Source organism: Paenibacillus sp. PvP094 (assembly GCF_040546835.1).
In the GTDB taxonomy this organism is placed as follows: Bacteria; Bacillota; Bacilli; order Paenibacillales; family Paenibacillaceae; genus Paenibacillus; species Paenibacillus illinoisensis.
On the sequence record NZ_JBEPOM010000001.1, the window covers coordinates 181,097 to 202,897 of the forward strand.

A 21,801-nucleotide genomic window follows, 5' to 3' on the forward strand; every position below is an offset into this window, starting at 1 on the left:
GTCTCAGACTCATTTTGCCGAAGAACCGGCCAATTGTAAAGAGCAATGAAAAAGGAATCTTCGGATCTGCCACTTGGGGCAAATCTCAAAGATTCCCTCTTCGATTTATTTGGAATTGGGGTCCAACTACTTTAATAGTTCATAGTCTACCTTATCTTGGTGTGAAAAATCAAATGTCTTTTCGAAAGCCGTGCGAACTTTTTGTCTTGCAGCCGCTTCCACTTTCGGATTTCCATTAAATCGAACACCTGTCAAAGCCAGTGCTTCTTCTGCCGTCAGTTCTACTGAAACATGATGAAGGTTATTGTTTTTAACTTGGGAATTCATTCATATCACCTCACGGTTTAGTATGGTCCATGACGTCAATTTTGATTCAAATGCTATGATGAATAGTACCCATTGGATGCTGTCTGACGTTAAGTTAAATATAACACAAGGTGTAAACTATAGCAAGCGAAAAACCTTGATAATACAGTCTATTTTTGAGTTCGAATTCCCCTTTTTTTGCGTTTTTTGATACAATGGTTAAAGTCCATGGAGACACGGATTATCACAATCTGTTCTATCACGTGAATAGATAAATATCTGTCTCTCCCGAGAGGGAATACGGCAGCCAAAGGAGCACCCTGAAGATGAATGCACCTGCAATACAACCTCCTCTTTCCTGGGGAGATAAACGATTCCACACCTGGAATTACGAAATGCGAAACGAGTTCAACAATAAAGTGTTCAAAGTTATGCTTGACGCAGGATTCACCTGCCCAAACCGTGACGGTTCAATTGCCAAAGGCGGATGTACCTTCTGCAGTGCCCGGGGATCAGGAGATTTTGCCGGCAGCCGACGGGATGATCTGGTTACCCAATTTAATACGATTCGGGACAAACAGCACCTCAAATGGCCTACGGCCCAGTACATCGGCTATTTCCAGGCATATACGAACACGTATGCTCCTGTTGAGCAGCTCCGTGAGTATTTTGAAGTGATTTTACAACAGCCCGGTGTAGTTGGTCTGTCCATTGCCACTCGCCCCGATTGTTTGCCTGATGATGTTGTGGATTACCTGGCCGAACTGAATGAACGTACCTACCTGTGGGTTGAAATGGGACTTCAAACCATCCACGAGTCGACCTCAACGCTCATCAACCGCGCGCATGATACGAAATGTTATGAAGAGGCCGTAGAGAAGCTGCGGAAACGGAATATACGTGTGTGCACACATATCATCTATGGCTTGCCTCAGGAAACGCATGAAATGATGCTGGATACCGGACGCGCAGTAGCCAATATGGATGTGCAAGGCATTAAGATCCATCTGCTGCACCTCATGCGCAAGACGCCAATGGTCAAACAGTATGAAGCCGGGCTTCTTCGATTCCTGGAACAGGACGAGTACATCAAACTGATTGTCGATACACTCGAGATGCTTCCACCGGAAATGATTGTGCACCGCCTCACCGGTGATGCTCCGCGTGATCTGTTGATTGGACCGATGTGGTCCATGAAAAAGTGGGAAGTGCTGAATTCCATTGACCGCGAATTACGTTTACGTGATTCATGGCAGGGTAAATATTGGAGGGGAGCATAAGATGGGCTTTCTCTCGGTTCTTAGCTGCGCCCATCAATGGGTTTCCTCCCGTTTGCAGCCCGGGGATTTTGCAATTGATGCTACAGTAGGCACAGGTGCGGATACCCTGTTTCTCGCACAGCAGGTTGGGAAACGCGGGCAAGTCATCGGTTTCGATATCCAAAATGAAGCGCTGACTCTTGCACAAGCCCGAATTCGTAAACAGGAAGACGGCTCAAAGCTCGGTTCCATCTCCCTAATGGAGTTAAGCCATGACCGCATGGCTGAAGCTGTTCCCGAGCAATGGCAGGGCCAAGTGGGCGCAGTCATGTTCAACTTGGGATACCTGCCCGCCGAAGGTGCGGATGCTTCTGTTATTACTCTAACGGACAGCACGATTGGGGCATTGGAAGCAGCACTGGGCTTACTAAGACCACGCGGCATAATTACAGCTGTATTGTATCCGGGCCATGAGGGTGGTGCACAGGAGGCAGATGCAGTACTGTCCTGGTGCTCGGCTTTGCCTGTAGACCAGGCACAAGTTGTGATGTACCGCCAGCTGCAGCGCACAGCCTCTCCATTTCTGATTGGCATTGAGAAAAAGTAATTTCCTTTACTCTCCAAATGCCATAAAATAAACACATTAAATAGCACGACATCGCTGTGCATGAATATGGGCCAAGCTCTAATCTTGGCTCGTTTACTATGAAGATGCGTGCTTTACATATTTGGCTGCTGCAACCGTATACAATCCGGAATGCACAGGCATGGATTTGATTAAAGCGATTCACCACTTCATATACTAGAGGAGAGATTACGATGTCTAAGCCATACCCACTACAATTTCAACCCGAGTTTAAGGAACGTGTATGGGGAGGTCGGGCGCTTGAGCAATTCGGTCTGACACCACCTGAAGGACATATTGGAGAAGGATGGATGATTGCAGATCATCCTAACGGTACAACCAAAGTCATTAATGGCGAACTTGCTGGTAAAGGTCTGGATGAAGTGCGGGAACAGCTAGGCACTTCGTGGCTCGGAACAAAAGGTGTATCTGAAAAAGGCGGACGCTTCCCCCTCTTGATCAAACTGCTGGACTGCAATGATGATCTATCCGTACAGGTTCATCCGACAGATGATTATGAAGCCCTTCCTCCAGGCGAACTTGGCAAAACGGAAATGTGGTATGTGCTGGACGCGAAACCGGGAGCGCACATCATCTATGGTCTAAACGAAGGAGTCGATCGTGCGGTGCTGAAGGAAGCATTGGAGAATGGCACCGTGATGGATACGCTCCGTCAAGTACCGGTTGAAGCGGGAGATACGTTCTTCATCCCTGCCGGAACGGTACATGCTCTGTGCGCAGGAGTGGTCGTTGCCGAGATCCAGCAAAATTCGGATACAACTTATCGGATCTACGATTATAATCGCCCAGGACTGGATGGAAAACCACGCGAGCTGCATGTTGAAGATTCCTTGAATGTGACTGCCTATGAGGGCGCTGGTGCTACCACAATGAAAACCAATAACGCGACACCTGGAGAATGGCTGAAGCTGGCGGAATGCCCTTATTTTGTCGTAGAAAAAGGAATTGTTACGGATCGGTGGGAACTCTCTACTCATGCTGACAGTTTCACCATTCTCGTCGTTTGTGAAGGGAACGGAACCTTGGAATGGGACAATGAAACGCAGGAAAAAATTGAATTGAGCGCTGGACAATGCTACCTGCTGCCTGCCAATCTTGGAGCTTATACGCTGGATGGCAATACGACAGTTCTTCGTTCTTATCTACCTTAATCAAACCAGTGAAGGAGGGGTTACACGATGCAGGAATCTACGTTTGCCCTTGTGGGTAATGAAGGTACCCGCATTCATGTCTACCGCTGGCTTCCCGATCCGGAATGCGATATCAAAGGCGTTGTACAAATTGCACACGGCATGGCCGAGACCGCAGCACGATACGCAGAATTCGCCGAGTGCCTTACAAGTCACGGGTATGCTGTCTACGCCAATGACCACCGAGGACATGGGAAATCTGTCGAGAATCCGAAACTGCTCGGCAATGCCGGAGCAGACGCCTTTCGCTGGATGGCAAGTGATATGATTAATCTCGGTGAGGTCGCATCCAAGGAACATCCGGGAGTCCCTTTGTTTCTGATGGGACATAGTATGGGGTCGTTCCTGGTGCAGCATCTGATGTATGCTGGACATGAACGTTACCATGCATTTATTTTGTCCGGAACCAATGGGAAGCGTGGTCTTCTCCGATTTGGTGAAAAACTCGCACTCATGCAATGTGGTATCCAGGGTGCGGCACATCCAAGCATGCTGCTCAACGCCATTGTGTTTGGCGGCTTTAACCGTTCCTTCCGTCCGGCTAACACACCTTTTGATTGGCTATCACGTGATGCGGACGAAGTTAAACGATTTATCGACGATCCATTGTGCGGGGCCATCTGTACCGCCGGATTCTTTCGTGATTTTTTCAAACTGTTGTTGGAAATCCATATGCCTGAACACATGAAGCGGATTCCAAAAGATAAAGCAGTGTATCTGTTCTCCGGAGAACTGGACCCTGTTGGACTGAATGGTAAAGGTGTGTATAACCTGGTCTCCCAGTACAGACAGCTTCAGATTCAGGATGTGGAGTATCGCCTGTATCCCGAAGGACGGCACGAGATGCTGCACGAGACCAATCGTGAAGAAGTATGCTTGCATGTGGTCAACTGGTTAGAGCGTCACACGCCGGGCTCCGAGCAAGACAGCACGAATGAGATTCGTGATACACTCGCTGATACGGTCTGACTTTCCTTACAAAGCTATAGCAATACGAAAGCCCCTACCGAGGGACACAGTTTGCACTGTGCTCCAGGTAGGGGCTTTCTGCTAGGTGAATCTATAATGATTGCTAATGTTGTTTCGGTCCGTGTTACCCTTCGATCAGCAAGGATTCTGGATCTTCCAGCAGTTCCTTCACCGTAACGAGGAAGCGTACTGCCTCGCTACCATCGATAATACGGTGATCGTAAGACAATGCGATATACATCATTGGACGATTTTCCATACGCTCTGCGTCGATCGCCACCGGACGAAGCTGGATCTTATGCATACCGAGAATACCCACTTGAGGTGTATTCAGGATCGGTGTAGACAACAAGGAACCAAAGGTTCCGCCATTGGTAATCGTAAACGTACCGCCTTGCAGGTCGGAGAGCGCAAGAGAGTTGGAGCGAGCTTTGGAAGCGAGGTCCGCAATACTCTTCTCAATCTCAGCGAAGCCCAGTCGATCTGCATCGCGAACAACAGGAACAACAAGACCTTCCTTGGCAGACACTGCGATTCCGATGTCGTAATATTTTTTGAGTACAACATCTTCCCCATCAATCTCAGCATTGATAGTTGGGAATTTTTTGAGTGCGCCAACCACGGCTTTGGTAAAGAAAGACATGAATCCCAGACCGATATCGTGCTTCTCTTTGAACTTGTCCTTACGACGTTTACGAACATCCATGATTGCAGTCATGTCTACTTCGTTAAAGGTTGTCAGCATTGCCGCCGTTTGCTGTGCTTCTACCAGACGCTTCGCAATGGTAGCCCGGCGACGGGACATGCGTTGGCGTTCAACCGGTTTAGCATAAGTAGAACCTCCAGCTGCCGGAACGCTTGCTGGTGCTGCCGGAGCTTTGCTTGCAGGAGCTGGCGTTGAAGCTGGTGCCTGCGTGTTATGACTTTTCACGTCTTCTTGATACACACGTCCAATCGGATCTTTGCTCTGAACCTGATCCAGCTCAATGCCGCGCTCGCGAGCAAGCTTGCGTGCAGCTGGTGAAGCCGTTTTGGTTCCATTCTCGGAAGATTCCGGAGCTGCAGCTGCAGGTGGAGTTGCTACCGCTACTGCCACTGCTTCTGGAGCTGGGGCCGCAGCCTGTTGCTGTTCTGCAGCCGGCTGGGAAGCGGGTGCTCCGCTTCCTCCTCCAGTTCCTGCTCCCAGCGTACCAATCGTTTCTCCGATTTCAACCGTCTCGCCTTCCTGACGAATAATTTTCTCGAGTACTCCGCTCTCTTCGGCACTGATTTCGATATTTACCTTATCTGTTTCCAGCTCCAGAAGAACGTCACCCTGATTTACAGTTTCGCCTTCTTTGACAAGCCATCTGGAAACCGTTCCTTCAGTAATCGATTCACCCATTGCAGGTACTTTAATTTCACTCACAGCTGTTACCTCCCCAGTGGAATATTATTCTTCGTCGTTTGCTTCAACGCGGATGTAATAATCTGTTGCTGTTCCATGCTATGCACACTTTGATAACCGCTGGAAGGACTCGCGTGTTCCGGACGGCCTTCGTATCTCACGGTTGTTCCTTCCGGTGCAATAGCGCGCAAGCGAGGTTCCATGTATGTCCAGGCTCCCATGTTTTTGTTCTCTTCCTGAACCCAAACCAGTTCTTTCAGCTTGCTGAAACGTGCAAGTACGCGCTTGATTTCTTCCGCCGGGAACGGATACAGCTGCTCAACACGAATAATGTGAAGCCAGGACCAGTCGGCTTTGTCTTTCTCAAAAGCGTCCTCGAGATCGATGGCGATCTTACCACTGCACAGAATGATGCGTTCTACGCGATCCGGTTTGGTTCCAAGCCCTGCTTGTTCAAGTACAGGCTCAAACTTGCCTTCACTGAACGCTGCAGCGGGAGATGCAACACGCGGATTACGAATAAGACTCTTCGGCGACATCAAGACCAGAGGACGTGCATCTTCTGTTTCAGTCAACGAAGCCTGACGGCGCAGCAGATGGAAATACTGGGATGCACTCGTCAAGTTGGCAACCGTCATATTATCTTCTGCACAGAGCTGCAGGAAACGTTCGAGACGGGCACTTGTATGCTCAGGTCCCTGCCCTTCATTGGCATGAGGAAGCAGCATGACCAGACTCGACTTCTGAGACCATTTGGCACGGCCAGCGGATACGAATTGGTCAAAAATAACCTGTGCACAGTTGGCGAAGTCACCAAATTGAGCTTCCCAGATAACAAGCGTATCCGGGGAATACACGTTATATCCGTACTCGAATCCAAGTACCGACTCTTCCGACAGCGGGCTGTTGTAGATGGCAAACGCTGCACGTGCTTGTGGCAGATGATGCAGCGGGCAAAATGTTGTCCCGTTCTCCGAATCATGCAATACCAGATTCCGGTGAGCGAAGGTTGCACGTTCTGCGTCCTGTCCGCTGATGCGAATTGGCTTGCCGTCAGCCAGAATTGTGGCGAATGCCAGTGTCTCGGCAAGACTCCAGTCCACTTTCTCGCCTTCGTTCAGGGAAGTGCTGCGACGCTGCAGAATACGCTGCAACTTCGGATATACATTGAAGTTCTCTGGCCATTTCAACAGATCGGCATTAATGTTGCGCAGATTCTCCAGCGGCACAGCTGTTGGAATAAGTGACACCGCCTCAGGTTGAGTGGCTTTCAATTGTGACTGCTCATGAACTTCGTTTTTCTTCATTTGTTCATAAGCTTCTTTCAGACGATTAGTCACCGCATCGCGAATGCTGCCAATGGAGGCATCATCAATAACGGCTTCCTGCTTGAGCTGGTCCTGATACAGATGACTCACTGTAGGGTGATTCTTCACTTTTTCATAGACCTTCGGTTGGGTTGTCTCCGGATCGTCCGTTTCATTGTGACCATAGCGGCGGTAACCGATCAGATCAATCAGGAAATCCTTTTTGAACTTGTTGCGATATTCTGCTGCCATGCGAATCGCCGCGATACATGCTTCCGGATTGTCTGCATTCACATGCACAATCGGAATCTCGTAACCTTTGGCAAGGTCACTCGCGTAATAAGTAGAACGGGAATCGCTGCTATCGGTTGTAAACCCGAGACGGTTGTTCACAATAATATGAATCGTTCCGCCGTTTTGATAGCCCGGGAGTGCTTTGAAATTGAGCGTTTCCGCCACAATGCCTTCACCAGGGAAGGCTGCATCGCCATGCATCAGAATTGTCGCTGCTTTTGTAACGTCCTGTTTCGGATATCCCGGATCACGCCGATCATCCTGCGCCGCACGTGCAAAGCCTTGAACGACAGGGTTAACGTACTCCAGGTGACTCGGATTGTTAGCCAAAGTCAGACGAGCCTGTACTGCTTCGCCATCTTTTACAAAGCGGTTCGCACCAAGGTGGTATTTGACATCCCCTGTCCAGCCGTAATTGATTCCTGTCGATCCTTCAGACGGAACCAGATCCTTGTTCGGGGAATGATGGAATTCAGAGAAAATTTTGCTGTAAGGTTTACCCAGAACATGAGCGAGCACGTTCAGACGACCCCGGTGAGCCATCCCCATCAAAATGTGGCTTGAGCCCGAGTGTGCCATAATGCGTACTGCTTCATCCAGCATCGGTACGAGCACGTCGTTTCCTTCAATCGAGAAACGTTTTTGTCCCACAAACGTTTTGTGAAGGAAATCCTCGAACTGCTCTACCTCAACCAGACGTTCCAGCAGTGCCTTCCGTTCATCCTGATTCAGTGGTGCCGGGGAAGTCCGTGATTCAGCACGGCGGTTCAGCCACTCGCGTTCATGAACTTCATGAACATGGCTGAATTCATAAGCGATCGGACCTGTATAGATCTGGCGCAGACGCTGAATGGCATCCCAGCCGTTGCTCGTCTGTCCATCTGCACCTTCCCAGATCAGGGATGCGGGCAGTGCTTTCAAATCTTCTTCATTCAATTCAAAATGCTTCGGTTCCAATAAAGATGTATCTGAATCTTCACTTATGCCAAGTGGATCAATATCCGCGGCAAGGTGACCATAAGTTCGAATATTCCAAACCAGTTTCCCGGCTGTAACCGCTTTCTGTAATAATTGAATATCCACGCTCCCGGAAGCTGTTTGGGCGTTGCCGGAATAAGTGGCTGTATGTGCATCTCTGCCAGGCATCGGCGGAGCACCCCATTGTTCAAACAATTCCCGATATGCGGGTGTAACCGATTCAGGATCTTGAGAGAATAATTCATATTGTTCTTGTACGTATCCCAAATTGGGTCCATAGTAACTTTCCCAGGGCTTCTTGTTGCCTTCCTCGATCGTCATCGACGTTCCCTCCGTCTTGATTTAGTCGTGTTTTTTGACGGAAATCATTGACTAAGCCGTAATTTGCGTTCGTTCAACATTTTAAGCGAAATTTTTCATGAAGTCCAATCATCGTGATGTTGGGGGTAAATAACGTTGTTCCGACGCTCCCGTCAAGGTTTGTCTGCGTTTTCAAAAACATAATAAACAATAATTGGATATGCCGCCGATACAGATGTCGAATCGTGTCTGGATCTGCTCGAGGGTTCCATCTAGCTCAATGTAAATCGAATTCGTTTTCTAATGTCTATTCTATAAACTTTTACGCTCAGGAGCATTTCCTATTTTTAGTTCAATTGATGCATAAATTAGATGAATCAGATAAATGAAGCATAAACTCTGCATATCGCAGATAAATCTGTTCCCATGTTTCCGCATTAACCCCCTTTAATATGAATTGTAGTCCATAACAAGCCAAAACAAACCGTCCAGTTAAACATTAACCATTTGAGAACAGATTCAACAAAAAAAGACCGTGAATCGACAGATTCACAGCCTTCACTTCGGTGTACAGTTTCGAATCGGAGTAGCGGGATTTGAACCCACGACCTCACCCACCCCAAGGGTGCGCGCTACCAGCGCTGCGCTATACCCCGAAAAATCGCAAATGAATTCGCAAATAATAACGTGTGGTCTTTTCATACCACAAGGTCGCTGAATCCTATTGCGGGATCCCAATCAACATATATCCAAATTATACCGTACGCTCGCTTCACCTGGCAATATATAACATTGCGTCTACCGATGTGTTTCTATAAAAAACTCTATCGTACCAAATCCATGGATCCCGAGATCCATCCCTTGCTCTTATCTACGTCCATAGATCATATGTAATGCAAATGGGGTTAAGGAGAGCTGTTGAATCTGCTCCATTGTGAACCAAGCCGCACCCAATGAATCTTCTCCATCCGGTCCTTTCCTGATCTCACTTGCCTGCTTGTCAGACTTCAACTGCACATCATACAAAATGCCGATATGATAAAGCTCCTCAGGCATTCCCTGATACACCCAATGCACAACATTGGATTCCGCGGTCCGAATGGTCACCTGCACATCTGTAAGACCCGTTTCTTCTTCAATCTCGCGTTGCAAGGCAGTCTCCGGCTGTTCTCCGAATTCCAGCCTGCCACCAGGCAGATCCCAATACCCTTTATACGCCCCTCGTGCTTTATGGATCAACAATATCTCGTGACCCCATCGAATGAGACCATATACCCCCAGATGTGTATGTTGATTCATGGATGACTCCTTCTTTCATCTGTGAGGTATCTGACTTGTTCATCCAATTTTCGTATCCGCTTATTCATCTGATAAAACGATGGAGTGAAGATTAACCCCGTTATACTGACAACCACCCAGAGCATACTCAAAGGCTTCAGCTCCCTTTTCAGATTCATTTAGCATGCAATGACAAACGAATATTCAGCTCACTTCCTTCGATCAACATTGCCGTTAACCCATGCTCCGAACCGGACCGATGGTTTTCACCGTCCATCCAAAACGCAGCTTCTCCAGCTTGGATAACTACACGTTCCCCCGTTTCACCTTCAACCCAGCCTTCACCTTCAAGTACCAGAAACACCTGCTCCCCTACAGCTGGATGCAGACCCAATTCTCCACCACCAGTGAGTTTGAGATAAGACACATGGCAACCCGAGGTGTTTCGAAGTATTGGCGTAATTTCTGCTCCGCTACTTCCAAAAGCGGTAACCGTTCGCGCATTTCCAGGTGCTACATGATAAATTCTCACTTGTCGTTTTCCTCCGCTAGGGTATCCACGTCCACCGCCAGGCGGATCATATCCACGCAGCGAATACCGTCCTCGATAATCTCTTCATCGTAATGTCGTACAAAATAGTCGCGATCAACTCCTATAATGCGAAAACCGCAGCGCTGATACAGCTTCAACTGATGAAAGCTTGAATTGCCTGTTCCGATCTCGACCGTTCGACAGCCCAGCCTGCCTGCTGCTTCAATTGCTTCCTTAATCATGTGCTTGCCGACGCCTTGCCCCTGTAATTCTTCCTGAACAGCAATATTAACAATCTCAACAGTCTCGGGCCGGGTCTTAAGCAAAACAAACTCGCCTACCATCTCGCCTTCATATTCGGCGATAAAACATAGACCACGACTTAAATATTCGTCTACTTTGGCTTTGGAGGGATCAGCCATTAGCAAAAGTTCATAGGGCTTTTCCTCTTCCCAATCCAGTATTCGGAACGTTAGTCTCATACGGATCTCCACCTTTTCATCGTAAAATATTCTTTTACGGCCCGTTTGCTGAAGCCTATGTATCAGCTTAAACGCTAAACTCGGATGATTCTCGTCACACGTTGGCACTAGGACTAATAGCGAAATATATCTTGAACTCACTTCTAATCTGGTCATAGTGAAACATCTTATATTTCTATTTACTATAAATACGTTGCTCCATTCTGATTGGAATAATGGCGAACCATCATGCCGCTGGCTCTGCGCATTCCCTGCCTCTCATAAAAAGGCTGCGTTTCGGTATCACATAACAGATCGATCATGTACAAACCCTGGAGCCTCTTCAGCATCCTCTCTGTTAGCGTTGTCCCAATCCCCTTACCTTGGAACTCCGGCACCACTTCCAGCAATGGAATGTATGCACTAAGCACCCCATCCGAAATAGCTTGAATAAAGCCTATGACCTTCCCTGTCTCATCATCCACTGCAAGCTCAACTGCATACGATTGCTCCAACAGTCTCAAAAAAATCGCCTTCGACGGTGGATTGGGCCAGCCATCAAAAAAATGTTCGCTCAGTTGTTTCGCGCCTATTCCGTCCAGATTCGATCGGTATGACACCTTCATTGTTCACATCTCCCATCAAAAAAAGCAAACCTCATTATATCACAATATATGGATACGTATACATAGAAATGGATGATACATTCTGTTCAAGTCCCTAGTACGTTCATAACCCTACCGTATACATGATTTCTCTTATTAAGTTTCACCGTTTTCCCCTGCACTCAGATGCTCATGAATTAACTTCCATTCCCCATCAGGCCCGGTAGCAAACACATTCGTCGCTCGACCGTTCCCTGAAGCCGGTTTCCCTTCGTAGATACCTTCCCAATGATAGGTGTAAATGCAGACAGCCTGTGTCTCACTTACCGTAATCCAGGTGAGGTCTTTTGCTGCATATACTTCTTCTTTTACCATGTCCCAAGCCTGTTCAAAATAGGAACGAATGGCTTCCGTTGTGGTGCAGGAGGTGCCTGTAAACCAATAGACCGCATCTGCCGAAATCCATTTGCTCACCTCATCGAAATCGTGTGTATTCGTTGCTGCGATGTATCCCTCAAAAGCTTCTTGGTATCCCATTATGTCATCTCCCTATGCCAGTCATTATCATTTTTTCTGCTCCCTATCTCAATACCGCATCGGTATACATCATAAACGTTTCTTGTAGTGTACGGTTTGTCGACTTTTCCCAGATCACGCTACGTTCAAATGTACCTTCTTGGAAGAAGCGCGGGAATCGTTCTGCAAACCAATCCTGCATAGGCAGTTCAAGCGCCTGTTCCACCGGGATCCACAGCAATTCGCCTTCAGGCGGATCCTGCAATAATTCACCTTCAAATGAAGTGGCCAGATAATTAAAAACCATATACCGCAGTCCCTGCTCGGGATCACAAAATTCATCCAACCCCTTGTATGAAATCTCACGGACCACAAGTCCCGTTTCTTCCTCAACTTCCCTCATAGCCCCGTCCACGATGCTTTCCGGAAAATCCACCTTACCTCCAGGTGCAATGTATCCCGGGAATCCTTTGCGATCAGGTCTGTTCATCAATAAAACCTTGCCATTGTGCTTGTCCCACACCATACACATCGTAAATATGTCAATTCTGGTACTCATCGTTATCCTCCTGCGCTGATCTCACATGGTTGTACATTAACATTTCTGGTCATCCCTTGAATTTTCCTGCCTCTTCGCTAGGATAAAAAAACAAAAGCAAACAGACCTCGAATTTATGTTCGAGGCCTGCTATTAATCCTTTACGATTCAGTCCATAATTGTAATCGAAACTCTGCGTTCTTTCCACTCGGCACGACGATAAGCCTGAAGCAGGCCAAATTTGCGAATGCTTGCTTTGGGTACCGATTTGTAAGGCAGACCGACTGTGAATTCCTGAGTAAATGGAAAGTAGGAGAGTCCTACCTTTTCACCCGAGATCCATTCAGCCCGAATCGGTTGTCTTCCACAGGCATCGAAGGTGCAGCTGAGTCCCTCGGCAAAAAAATCATAGCGCGATGCGGGGGTTCCCGGCTCCTCCATACAGAGAAAAAGGCTTAGCTGATCACAGAATAACATGATCTCCAGGTCGCTTTGCAATCTGCGCTCGAGTTCATCTCCTCCGCCGAGCTGCTGCTGCCAATCCTCCTGAAAACGTTGTTCTTTGTTCAGATATTCCCTGATATCGTCATCATCGTTAGGGTTAGCACCCAGGGTGTTCTGAAATAGCTCCGTGTACATCATGCTGCACAATAACCCGGCATACAGACTTTTTTCACGGACTTCGTCAATTCCTTTTTGGTAAAATACAAAACGCGGGCGTAACGGAAAATCCCGAAACGAATATGGGGACTGACTGTAATCATTCCAAAAAGGTGCGGAATCCAGCTCAATCCAGCCACGGTCGTGTTCTCTTGCTGCAAGTATAAGCTCCTCCCGGTGACTGGAATCAGCGAGCAATTCATCTTTCCAATGGGAAGCCATCACGCCGGCTACTTGTCCATGCTCATGCTGTGCGGTCAAAACAAAATCATGCTCTCTCTCATATACGATCATTTGCTGTCACCCTTCCGCATGGTATACTTCGACTTTTACATATACTGGTCTAAATTGTCCCATTATCTCTTCACTTTTTCTTCTTCACCCGGACGGCATAACAAATTTGCAAATGTAAAGGTGTTGTCAGTTGCCTGAAATTTGGTACACTAAAGATTGTGTCACTGATTACATTACATACAGAAAGCGGGATCTCATGAATTTATACTCTCCTTACATCGAGTTTAACCGCAAGGAATGGGCTGAACTGAAAGAACATCAGACCACCCTTCCACTGACGGAAGCCGAATTGGAACAACTAAAGGGATTGAACGAAGAAGTATCCATTCAGGAAGTGGAGGATATTTATTTACCACTTACCCACTTTATTGACTTATATGCAAGAGTTTCACGTGAATTGAATCAATTAACGGCTTCTTTTTTGAAAAAGGAACAATCTCCCGCTCCCTACATCATCGGAATTGGAGGCAGTGTTGCCGTGGGAAAAAGCACGACAGCCCGTTTGCTCCAGGCCATGCTCGCCAGAGGTAAAAACAAACCCAAGGTTGACCTCGTTACGACCGACGGTTTTCTATATCCCAATGCCATTCTGGAAGAGAAAGGCATCATGAACCGGAAGGGATTCCCCGAAAGCTACGATATTAAGTCTCTTATTCAGTTCATGGGCGATGTAAAATCGGGTAAACCTGAAGTAAAAGCGCCAGTGTATTCCCACCTTGCGTATGATGTCATTCAAGGAGAAGAGCAAATGATCTGTCAACCGGACATCCTGATTATTGAAGGCATTAACGTTCTGCAGGTGAAAAAGGAAACACCGCTGCTTGTCAGCGATTTTTTTGACTTTTCCATCTATATTGATGCAGAAGAGGAGCACATCCGTCATTGGTACATTGAACGTTTCAAGCTGCTTCGCAGCACAGCATTCCAGAATGCAGATTCCTTCTTCCATGACCGCTTTGCCAACATTGGTGAAGAGGAAGCTGTACTGACGGCCAGTCAGATCTGGCAGGACATTAACGCCAAAAATCTGCACGAGAACATTTTGCCAACCAAGGGACGAGCCAGACTGATCCTAAGAAAAGAAGCCGACCACTCGATTCAGCACATTAAACTGCGCAAACTGTAAATTGCTATCAGCAAGCTGTACCGAAGATTAAACTACCCCTCTACTAAAGGAGACAATAGCCTATGCAAACCTTGGTTGTACTCGGTAGTATCATGATGTTTCTCGCCGTAGCTCTCGGAGCGTTCGGTGCTCACGCGCTCAAGCGAAAATTATCTGCAGACATGATCAAAATATACGAAACCGGAGTTCAGTATCACATTGCCCACGGTCTCGGATTGATCCTTCTGGGCCTGATCGCCGATCGCCTGGAACAGTCTTCGCTCATTATGGCAGCCGGATGGCTGCTGTTCGCAGGCATCCTTCTATTTTCGGGCAGTCTCTATGCACTTAGCATAACGGGTGTCCGCAAACTTGGTGCGATTACTCCGCTTGGCGGAGTTACATTCCTTGCCGGATGGGTCATGGTCATGATTGCCGTTCTGTAATACAGAACGGATTGTAAACGAAAAAGAGTGTTCTAGCCGATGTAGATGATCGCTGGAGCACTCTTTGTTGTTTAATCTGTCCATATTCTGCGAATGGTAGGTTGCCCCTGGTCTCCCCGCTGCCGTTCCAGCACATACACATCGGGATTGGTTAGCAGCCTCCACTCTTCGTAACCAAAGGACCTTTGATAATGGCGAAGAAGCAGAGATAGTATGTTGCCATGAGTTATAACAGCCGCAGATTGCTCCGGCCGACTCCAGCATTCCTCCAGCACTTCCATCCCACGTGCGGTCGCGATGCGTGACGACTCTCCGCCTTCTTCTGCGAAGTTCTCATCCGTATATGTCCGTTCCAGCACTTCCATCCAATTCTCCAGATGGCGAGTGCTGAGCACTCTTTCCTGAAGACGCTCATCGGTATGTAAATGTTGAGATGCAGCTCTGGCGAGCGGGGCTGCCGTCTGGAGCGCTCTTTTCCACGGACTGGAGACAATATAAGCTATCGAATGAACAGCAAGTTTCTCCGCCAAACGCTCTGCCTGACGAAGACCATCATCTGTAAGTTCTGCATTCGGCTCCTGTCCTGTTGCCTTGGCGTGTCGAATGAGATAGATCGATTGCAGGATTCTCTCCTCCTCTGGTACAGCTCATCTGGACATCGTGTCAAGATACCGAAGAGCAGCCTTCATTTTCTCCTGATCTTCCAATTGTCCTCCTGAACTCAAAAATGTAACCTGCTCCTCCGGTCTCTTCCCATGCTGTTCCGTCAACTCAAGCAAATGCTTCAGACGGTTGACCGTACCTGCACTGCCATCAATAATCTGTACATGTTCCGGAAGTACTGTCCGGAGGATATGTGAATAGAACGGATAATGTGTACAACCAAGTACAACCGTACCGTATGAATCCAGATCCAGATCAGCCAATTTCCGGCGAAAATACGCAGCACTTTTTTCCGGATCAAAATCCAGCCGTTCACACCATTCCACGAGTTCAGGCAGTGGCATGGAATCCACACTGTGATGGTCATCCACGCGGGATACGAGTTCGTTATATTTGCTCTGACTCAAGGTCAGTGCCGTTGCAAATACGAGAACTCTCCTCCCGCTTTCACGGTTCATCTCTACAGCCGGCTTCACCGCAGGCTCCATCCCGATGACGGGGATATCATACCTGGCACGTAAATCTTTTACCGCCAGACTTGTCGCCGTATTGCAAGCAACCACGATTGCTTTTACATGTTCCCGCACGATCGCTTCCGCGCAATCAAAGACATGCCCTCTTACTTCATCGGCCGATTTGGTTCCGTAGGGGACATGAAGCGTATCTGCATAATACAAAAATTGTTCTTCAGGCAGCTGCTGTAAAGCTTCATGTAGGACGGTTAAACCGCCGATGCCCGAGTCAAAAAATGCAATTTTCTTATTCAAGGGTTTCACCTCTATAACGTATTCTTTTGGGTACCAGGTCCAGGAACCTGTATTTCCTGCTCATGATGACTGGAGGTGAGGATTGTTCTAGAGAACTATTATTCTTCATTCATTTTATACTGTCTAAGCCAGTCTTTGCCACTGTTCCACTCGTTCACGGAATTCCGCTCCCCGAGCAGCTCCGTACTTGCCTGAGCCATAATCCATTCCCTTAGACCGTTATCGGAGCTGGACTCAAGTTTCTGTAAAAGAACATGCAGCCCTTCCTCACCCGTATTCAGGATCAGTCCATACGCCTCCGGGCTGCCTGTAATATAATCGTTAGGATTACTGCTGCTCATGATTACAGATTCATTAACCATTTCCTGCAGGCTGTGCTCAATCACCCCTGATATACTCTGTTCTTCGGTCTGGACCGAGCACGCTCCCACCATAAATACAATACTCAGGGATACCATGCTGCGTACCAAATGTTTACGTATCATCGGACCACGCCTTTCAACAAAAGTTTAACGAAATAGGGACCTGCCATTCATTTCCCAGTACCGCTGCTCCTCAGGCACCCGATCCAGGAAATCCACATAGGATCCAACCCAGCCCTGAGGCATGTAATGTTCGAAAGACGCCGGCTCGGGAAACATGGAGCAAAACTGCCTTTGGTCAAAATCTACAAGGAATGAAGGGACAAATTTCAGCCACTCATCACCTTCCCTCTGCTCCTCCCTGAATTGACGGAGGCTGTCCCGCAGCTCTGCGGCCGTTACTCGCTCGTCCTGAATGGCCTGCAGGAATGCTGCAGCGGTTTCCTCGTTCAGTATTTCGATGCCGAACCGTTCCTCCATCTCCACATTCAAAAACCAGTACTCCCGCTCGGTTACATACCAGCACCACGTTTCACGAAACAAGACTCCCGCAATGGTATTCTGCGCATATTCAGGCTCTGTCTTCATAATTATACTCCTCCCGGTAAATACGGATATGAGCTTCAATGACATGTTGCAGATCCTTTTGTACATATGTCCGAATCACCGGGTTCACCCTCTATGACGAAGTCGTAATGCTGAAATCCATGCCGTATTGGTACAGTCCCAGTTTGCGGGCCACCTGCTGCGAGGAAAGATTGTCCCAGGATGTACTGTAGAGAGGAATGCGTCCGCTCTCTTGCACATGGTACTGCCAGCATTTGACCGCCTCCACCCCATATCCATGTCCTCTGTACGCAGGAACTGTATGCAGGCTCGCTTCTGCGCCCAGCTCCGAAGTTCGGGCAGAGCAGCATACGGCTACGGCGGAAGCTCCAATAACATAAGCGACTACAGGTGCTTTCGCATGCAAGCGTCCGATGAGATCGTGAAAATGCTCTTCCAGCAAAAACGTATGATGGTGGTCAATAAGCTGCACACGTGAATGCCACTTATCCCATTTCTCCCGGAAGACAAATGCAGGTCCCATCCATAACTTCTTGACGGGCTTAAAAGCCTCGATCGTCCCTAGCAGCTTCGGAATGTCAAGCGGAAGCTTCGCTTCAGTCGCCAGCAGATCCGTAAGGTTTGGCGGCATGTGCTCATGATAATAAGTTAGAAGGCCCATGGGAGTCATGCCAATAAACAAGGCAGGTGCATGCCCGCCTTCCGGTTCGTTAATGCCAGTCAGACGCTGCAGCGTGTTCATCGTATATAGTATTTGTACCTGTATTTTCATCAAGTCAGGCAGTTCAATATTGAATAGGCGATCCATATTATTTAACCAGCCTTAGTAATAACCGTTCGCCTTCACTTCGTTTATGAACGGACTTTTCCAGAAACTCGGCCAGTTCACGCAATTCAGCCGGACGATATCCAGACCCGCAGCCACAACTATGGTAGGTGAATCCGTGGCGATAAAGAATTGCTACCTTCTTCCATTGCTTCAGATCGCTTTGCTTCGGTGCTCTAAAATCTTTTCCCATGCTAACCATGGGTGCCGCACACTGCGGGCATTTACATTCAAGCCTTTCGTACACTTCAGGAGCGAGATCATGTCTCGATGTTTGCTTAAATGATTTGCGGCAGTCGAAACAGGCATACGTGTCTTTGTATGGTCCTGACATGGCATATCTGCACAAAGAACTGCACCTCCCTCATTAATTTCCATTATACGGTATATTCTAGGGAGATACGAATGCAAACTGGTAATTCCTAATGGAGAATATACTGAACTGAATTTTTTGGATCCATCATTCACCAGCAATACATTCATCCTGTCTTACCGCCAGCTTCCAGGCTTCACCGAGTTCCTTCACGGATGCATAGCGACGGGCCCGATCAGGATCCACTGCTCGAATTACAACCTGATATAAGGCTTCTCCAGCGTTCCACTTGGCATATGAACGATCCTTCTCTCCACCAAGCAGTACGAACGCCGTTGCACCCATGTTGAATACATTGGTTACACCATCCATGGGAGCACCGAATTCAAACTCCTCGGGAGACATGAAGCGGGATGAGCCCCACATGCGTCCCATGGTATTGGTAAACGAACCCTTCTGATACAGATCGATATCACAAATCTTGATCGTATTTTGTTCAAAATCATAGATCAGACTGCCATCGTAAAAATCAACAGCCACATACCCTTTTCGTTCCACCTCAATATGAAAATTCAAGATCTGCTCCATCGCCTGAATCTGTATCTTAATAGGGAGCTGCCTGAAACGATAATACGGTGAACGCGGATCTTCATATTTCGCTGGAGCCGGAAAATACCACTGGGAATGCAGACATTCTCCATCCACCCAATCAAATACACAGACATAACCCTGTTCCGTTGCAAAATGATCTCTTAGTCGAATCAAAGCGTCATGCTTCAAATCCTCGTAGACTGAAACAGAAGATCTCAAACTACGGATGGCTTCCGGCGGACTATTAAGTGTACTCGCATGAATGGTACGTGCTCCCGCATATTTAACAAAGAGCCTTGTACCGTCCTCCTGTATCATACCAAAGGACAGATTGCCGGAATCCTGCTGATCAAATACGCGAAATACCTTGCCCAAGGGCCGTAACCATTCGAAAGAATGGGGCTCTTGTAATACAAAGACATTACCGTCCACTTCAAGATGAACCGTATCTGTCATTTGGACCTCACAGATGGATAAACATATGTCATATGGGCTTCATCATACCCTTGTCCCTCAACTTCAAGAGCATAATTCTCTATGCCATACGTTTCGAATCCGTATTTTTCGTATAACCGTCTGGCTGATTCATTCGTTGTAACCACACTCAGGTTAATTTGCCTGATGCCCTCCAGTGTCTCTCCCCGCTTCAATACTTCTCGGAGCAACCTTGAAGCAAGCCCATGCCCTCGATATTGCGGAGCCACGTACACTCCCCAGATGAATCCCTTGTGCCTGAGTTTGAGGCCGTATTCTCTCTTGAAACCCATCATTCCAACCAGTGTTCCTTCTGTTGTATAGGCTCCAAGGATGTAATCATCGGGCTCGTTATGTATGCGATCCTGCACTTCACTCATGGGAAGCTGAACAGACAACTCGTATGATGCTCCGAAGGACTCCGGATGATTTTTCAACGCCTCCAGACGCAAAGACCAGTATTGATCCGCTTCATCGCGCCGAATATTGCGGATATTGAACCTGCTCTGCTTGATATCTTCACTCATTCTTCGATCACTCCTTGCATCTCGTAAGGATAGTCGATCTGCCGCTTCACATTCTCGGCTGCCTCCCGTCCGGCAAACAATCCAAGTACGTAAATTCCGAGATCAATCGACGTGGCGACACCGCCGGCTGTAATGACATTTCCGTCCTTGACAATCCGGGTCTGGATGACCTCGTCTGTGTACGGCTGCAGTAGATCATACACATTAGGATGAGTCGTAGCCTTCTTACCAGAGAGAAAACCTGCCGCACCCAGCAACAATGAGCCCGTACATACCGACACCTTCATCGGAACCTTCTCTGCCTGTTTCAGCCATCCCACGAATGCTTCATCAAACCGAAGCTTGCGCGTACCCATGCCACCAGGAACAAAAACCATATCGTACTCGCCCAAGTCCGGCTTCACTCGATCCACTTGGAGCGTTAATCCGGATTCGTCCGTGACCTGATCGGTCATCGCACAAGTTTCCCATGTACTGCCCTTGGTTGGTTCAAAGAAATTCAGCCGGTTGATCACATCATAAAATCCTGCAAAATCAAGAAAGGTTAAACCATCAAACAAAACAAAAGCAATTTTCAACGTGAAAACCTCCCATGTTTTTATTTCGACGCGTCTCGTTCCATCGCTTCCTTCACCCAATCACGTTCAGGGAGCTTGCTGTTGATCCGGAATAACAGTCCTACAACGGCTAAAAGCAATACAATCACGATGACTTCAAACAAGTTCAAGCCCTCCTGACTAGAATTAATAAGGTCTGCCCTATTTCAGACCACGCGCAATAATCCACTCCAACCACTTCCACGGAAGCAGCGTTTTGCCAATAATGAGCACACGAGATCCTTTGCCGAGTGCATAGCGGAGCCGTGGTGCACGCATGCGTGCAATGCGGGCGATCAGGTCAGCCACTTCCTGCGGATCGGGCGCAGTCTGGCCCGCATGTGCAGAGTAACGAAGCACCGCATCCAGCTTTTCTTTATAAGGGGAGTCATCATTGCGGTGAATTTCACCCAGTCCTTTATTCCAAATGGGTGTGCGATACGCTCCCGGCTCAACCAGAACTACCTTTACGCCAAACGAAGCCATCTCATGCCGAAGACTTTCGGTGAAACCTTCCACGGCAAATTTGGAAGCAGCATAAGGAGCATAGCCCGGGAACCCCGACAAACCGCTGACGCTGGAGAGATTGATGATGAGTCCCCGCTTCTGTTCACGCATGACCGGAAGCACCGCACGCGTCACTGCAATGAGACCGAAGAGATTGGTCTCCATTTGCCGCCGCCAATCGTCCATCGTTACTTCCTCAATGAAACCACCAACCGCAAACCCTGCATTGTTCACCAGCATGTCAATTCGCCCATACATCTGAAGCACGGCCGCTACAGCGGCCTGTACCGAATCCGAATCCGTCACATCCAGACGTATATAATGCAATCGATCTGCAACGCCTGCTTGTTCGGCCAGCTGGACTAATTGTTCATTCCGGCTCAGATCGCGCATGGTTGCGGCAACCCGGTATCCCTGCTTGGCAAGCGTAATCGCAGTAAGCATGCCGAACCCACTTGAGGTGCCTGTAATTAACGCTACAGGTGAAGTCTCTCCCTTAATGTTCTGTACCATCTCCCCGTCCACCTTCCTCCATTG

At 48.0% G+C, this 21,801-nt stretch carries 27 protein-coding genes and 1 tRNA gene; 6 read left to right on the forward strand and 22 right to left on the reverse strand.

Annotated elements, in window-relative coordinates; translation table 11 throughout:
* Positions 1-126 precede the first annotated feature (126 nt).
* Positions 127-327, reverse strand: a complete 201-nt coding sequence (locus tag ABIC22_RS00865) for a hypothetical protein (RefSeq protein ID WP_095288345.1) — start codon at positions 325-327, stop codon at positions 127-129.
* Between the two features lie 305 nt (positions 328-632).
* Here ABIC22_RS00865 and mnmL point away from each other — a divergent pair, with 305 nt between their 5' ends.
* The 4 genes from mnmL (at position 633) to ABIC22_RS00885 (ending at position 4,370) form a co-directional block, all read left to right on the forward strand.
* Positions 633-1,586: a tRNA modification radical SAM protein MnmL/YtqA gene (gene mnmL, locus ABIC22_RS00870; RefSeq protein ID WP_127539338.1), complete on the forward strand. Its 954-nt coding sequence runs from the start codon at positions 633-635 to the stop codon at positions 1,584-1,586.
* A gap of 1 nt (position 1,587) precedes the next feature.
* A complete protein-coding gene (gene mnmM, locus ABIC22_RS00875; protein ID WP_354477212.1) occupies positions 1,588-2,172 on the forward strand; it encodes a tRNA 5-(aminomethyl)-2-thiouridylate-methyltransferase MnmM in 585 nt (194 codons plus the stop codon).
* Between the two features lie 212 nt (positions 2,173-2,384).
* Positions 2,385-3,362 carry a type I phosphomannose isomerase catalytic subunit gene (locus tag ABIC22_RS00880; RefSeq protein WP_354477215.1) on the forward strand — a complete coding sequence of 326 codons (978 nt, stop codon included), beginning with the start codon at positions 2,385-2,387 and terminating at the stop codon, positions 3,360-3,362.
* Positions 3,363-3,389: 27 nt separating this feature from the next.
* The gene (locus tag ABIC22_RS00885; protein WP_354477218.1) at positions 3,390-4,370 is read left to right on the forward strand and encodes an alpha/beta fold hydrolase; all 981 of its coding nucleotides are present in this window, start codon (positions 3,390-3,392) and stop codon (positions 4,368-4,370) included.
* A gap of 124 nt (positions 4,371-4,494) precedes the next feature.
* Here ABIC22_RS00885 and odhB read toward each other — a convergent pair whose 3' ends face one another.
* The 10 genes from odhB to ABIC22_RS00935 form a co-directional block, all read right to left on the reverse strand.
* Positions 4,495-5,778 (reverse strand): 2-oxoglutarate dehydrogenase complex dihydrolipoyllysine-residue succinyltransferase, encoded by a 1,284-nt coding sequence (gene odhB, locus ABIC22_RS00890; protein WP_354477221.1) that lies wholly within the window; start codon positions 5,776-5,778, stop codon positions 4,495-4,497.
* A 5-nt stretch (positions 5,779-5,783) separates the two neighbouring features.
* Entirely contained in the window at positions 5,784-8,657 is a 2,874-nt protein-coding gene (locus tag ABIC22_RS00895; protein WP_354477224.1) for a 2-oxoglutarate dehydrogenase E1 component, read from the reverse strand.
* Positions 8,658-9,217: 560 nt separating this feature from the next.
* Positions 9,218-9,292 (reverse strand) — tRNA-Pro (locus tag ABIC22_RS00900).
* A gap of 211 nt (positions 9,293-9,503) precedes the next feature.
* Entirely contained in the window at positions 9,504-9,935 is a 432-nt protein-coding gene (locus tag ABIC22_RS00905; RefSeq protein ID WP_354477227.1) for an NUDIX domain-containing protein, read from the reverse strand.
* 154 nt (positions 9,936-10,089) lie between these two features.
* Entirely contained in the window at positions 10,090-10,446 is a 357-nt protein-coding gene (locus ABIC22_RS00910) for a cupin domain-containing protein (RefSeq protein ID WP_354477230.1), read from the reverse strand.
* Positions 10,443-10,928, reverse strand: a complete 486-nt coding sequence (locus ABIC22_RS00915; RefSeq protein WP_127539332.1) for a GNAT family N-acetyltransferase — start codon at positions 10,926-10,928, stop codon at positions 10,443-10,445. The genes ABIC22_RS00910 and ABIC22_RS00915 overlap by 4 nt, the downstream gene beginning before the upstream one ends.
* Before the next feature lie 182 nt (positions 10,929-11,110).
* Positions 11,111-11,533 (reverse strand): GNAT family N-acetyltransferase, encoded by a 423-nt coding sequence (locus ABIC22_RS00920; protein ID WP_354477233.1) that lies wholly within the window; start codon positions 11,531-11,533, stop codon positions 11,111-11,113.
* Positions 11,534-11,668: 135 nt separating this feature from the next.
* Complete coding sequence (locus ABIC22_RS00925; RefSeq protein ID WP_154895864.1) at positions 11,669-12,049, reverse strand: YybH family protein; 381 nt, start codon at positions 12,047-12,049, stop codon at positions 11,669-11,671.
* Between the two features lie 43 nt (positions 12,050-12,092).
* A complete protein-coding gene (locus ABIC22_RS00930) occupies positions 12,093-12,587 on the reverse strand; it encodes an 8-oxo-dGTP diphosphatase (protein WP_354477237.1) in 495 nt (164 codons plus the stop codon).
* A gap of 147 nt (positions 12,588-12,734) precedes the next feature.
* Positions 12,735-13,520 (reverse strand): DUF3891 family protein, encoded by a 786-nt coding sequence (locus ABIC22_RS00935; RefSeq protein ID WP_354477239.1) that lies wholly within the window; start codon positions 13,518-13,520, stop codon positions 12,735-12,737.
* 196 nt (positions 13,521-13,716) lie between these two features.
* On the opposite strand from ABIC22_RS00935, the gene coaA reads away from it, so the two are divergent.
* Both coaA and ABIC22_RS00945 read left to right on the forward strand, forming a co-directional pair.
* On the forward strand, positions 13,717-14,646 hold the full coding sequence (gene coaA, locus ABIC22_RS00940) for a type I pantothenate kinase (RefSeq protein WP_354477241.1): 930 nt from the start codon (positions 13,717-13,719) through the stop codon (positions 14,644-14,646).
* A gap of 62 nt (positions 14,647-14,708) precedes the next feature.
* A complete protein-coding gene (locus ABIC22_RS00945; protein ID WP_354477244.1) occupies positions 14,709-15,071 on the forward strand; it encodes a DUF423 domain-containing protein in 363 nt (120 codons plus the stop codon).
* Positions 15,072-15,142: 71 nt separating this feature from the next.
* Here the strand turns inward: ABIC22_RS00945 and ABIC22_RS00950 are convergent, their stop codons facing one another.
* From ABIC22_RS00950 to ABIC22_RS01000, 11 genes are all read right to left on the reverse strand, one after another.
* Positions 15,143-15,697, reverse strand: coding sequence for a histidine phosphatase family protein (locus ABIC22_RS00950; protein ID WP_354485803.1), 555 nt, complete (start codon positions 15,695-15,697; stop codon positions 15,143-15,145).
* Between the two features lie 21 nt (positions 15,698-15,718).
* Positions 15,719-16,501, reverse strand: a complete 783-nt coding sequence (murI, locus tag ABIC22_RS00955; RefSeq protein WP_354477246.1) for a glutamate racemase — start codon at positions 16,499-16,501, stop codon at positions 15,719-15,721.
* Positions 16,502-16,599: 98 nt separating this feature from the next.
* Positions 16,600-16,986 carry a hypothetical protein gene (locus ABIC22_RS00960; RefSeq protein WP_354477249.1) on the reverse strand — a complete coding sequence of 129 codons (387 nt, stop codon included), beginning with the start codon at positions 16,984-16,986 and terminating at the stop codon, positions 16,600-16,602.
* A 24-nt stretch (positions 16,987-17,010) separates the two neighbouring features.
* On the reverse strand, positions 17,011-17,451 hold the full coding sequence (locus ABIC22_RS00965; protein ID WP_354477252.1) for a hypothetical protein: 441 nt from the start codon (positions 17,449-17,451) through the stop codon (positions 17,011-17,013).
* A 91-nt stretch (positions 17,452-17,542) separates the two neighbouring features.
* On the reverse strand, positions 17,543-18,238 hold the full coding sequence (locus ABIC22_RS00970; RefSeq protein ID WP_354477255.1) for a GNAT family N-acetyltransferase: 696 nt from the start codon (positions 18,236-18,238) through the stop codon (positions 17,543-17,545).
* 1 nt (position 18,239) lies between these two features.
* Positions 18,240-18,605, reverse strand: coding sequence for a hypothetical protein (locus ABIC22_RS00975; RefSeq protein WP_354477258.1), 366 nt, complete (start codon positions 18,603-18,605; stop codon positions 18,240-18,242).
* Between the two features lie 111 nt (positions 18,606-18,716).
* A complete protein-coding gene (locus ABIC22_RS00980) occupies positions 18,717-19,616 on the reverse strand; it encodes a serine/threonine-protein kinase (protein WP_354477261.1) in 900 nt (299 codons plus the stop codon).
* Positions 19,613-20,161 carry a GNAT family N-acetyltransferase gene (locus ABIC22_RS00985; protein WP_354477263.1) on the reverse strand — a complete coding sequence of 183 codons (549 nt, stop codon included), beginning with the start codon at positions 20,159-20,161 and terminating at the stop codon, positions 19,613-19,615. Before ABIC22_RS00985 ends, ABIC22_RS00980 begins: the two co-directional genes overlap by 4 nt.
* Entirely contained in the window at positions 20,158-20,739 is a 582-nt protein-coding gene (locus ABIC22_RS00990) for a DJ-1/PfpI family protein (protein ID WP_354477266.1), read from the reverse strand. The genes ABIC22_RS00985 and ABIC22_RS00990 overlap by 4 nt, the downstream gene beginning before the upstream one ends.
* Before the next feature lie 20 nt (positions 20,740-20,759).
* Positions 20,760-20,882, reverse strand: coding sequence for a hypothetical protein (locus ABIC22_RS00995; RefSeq protein WP_261780056.1), 123 nt, complete (start codon positions 20,880-20,882; stop codon positions 20,760-20,762).
* Positions 20,883-20,919: 37 nt separating this feature from the next.
* Positions 20,920-21,777, reverse strand: a complete 858-nt coding sequence (locus ABIC22_RS01000; protein WP_354477269.1) for an SDR family oxidoreductase — start codon at positions 21,775-21,777, stop codon at positions 20,920-20,922.
* Between the last annotated feature and the right edge of the window lie 24 nt (positions 21,778-21,801).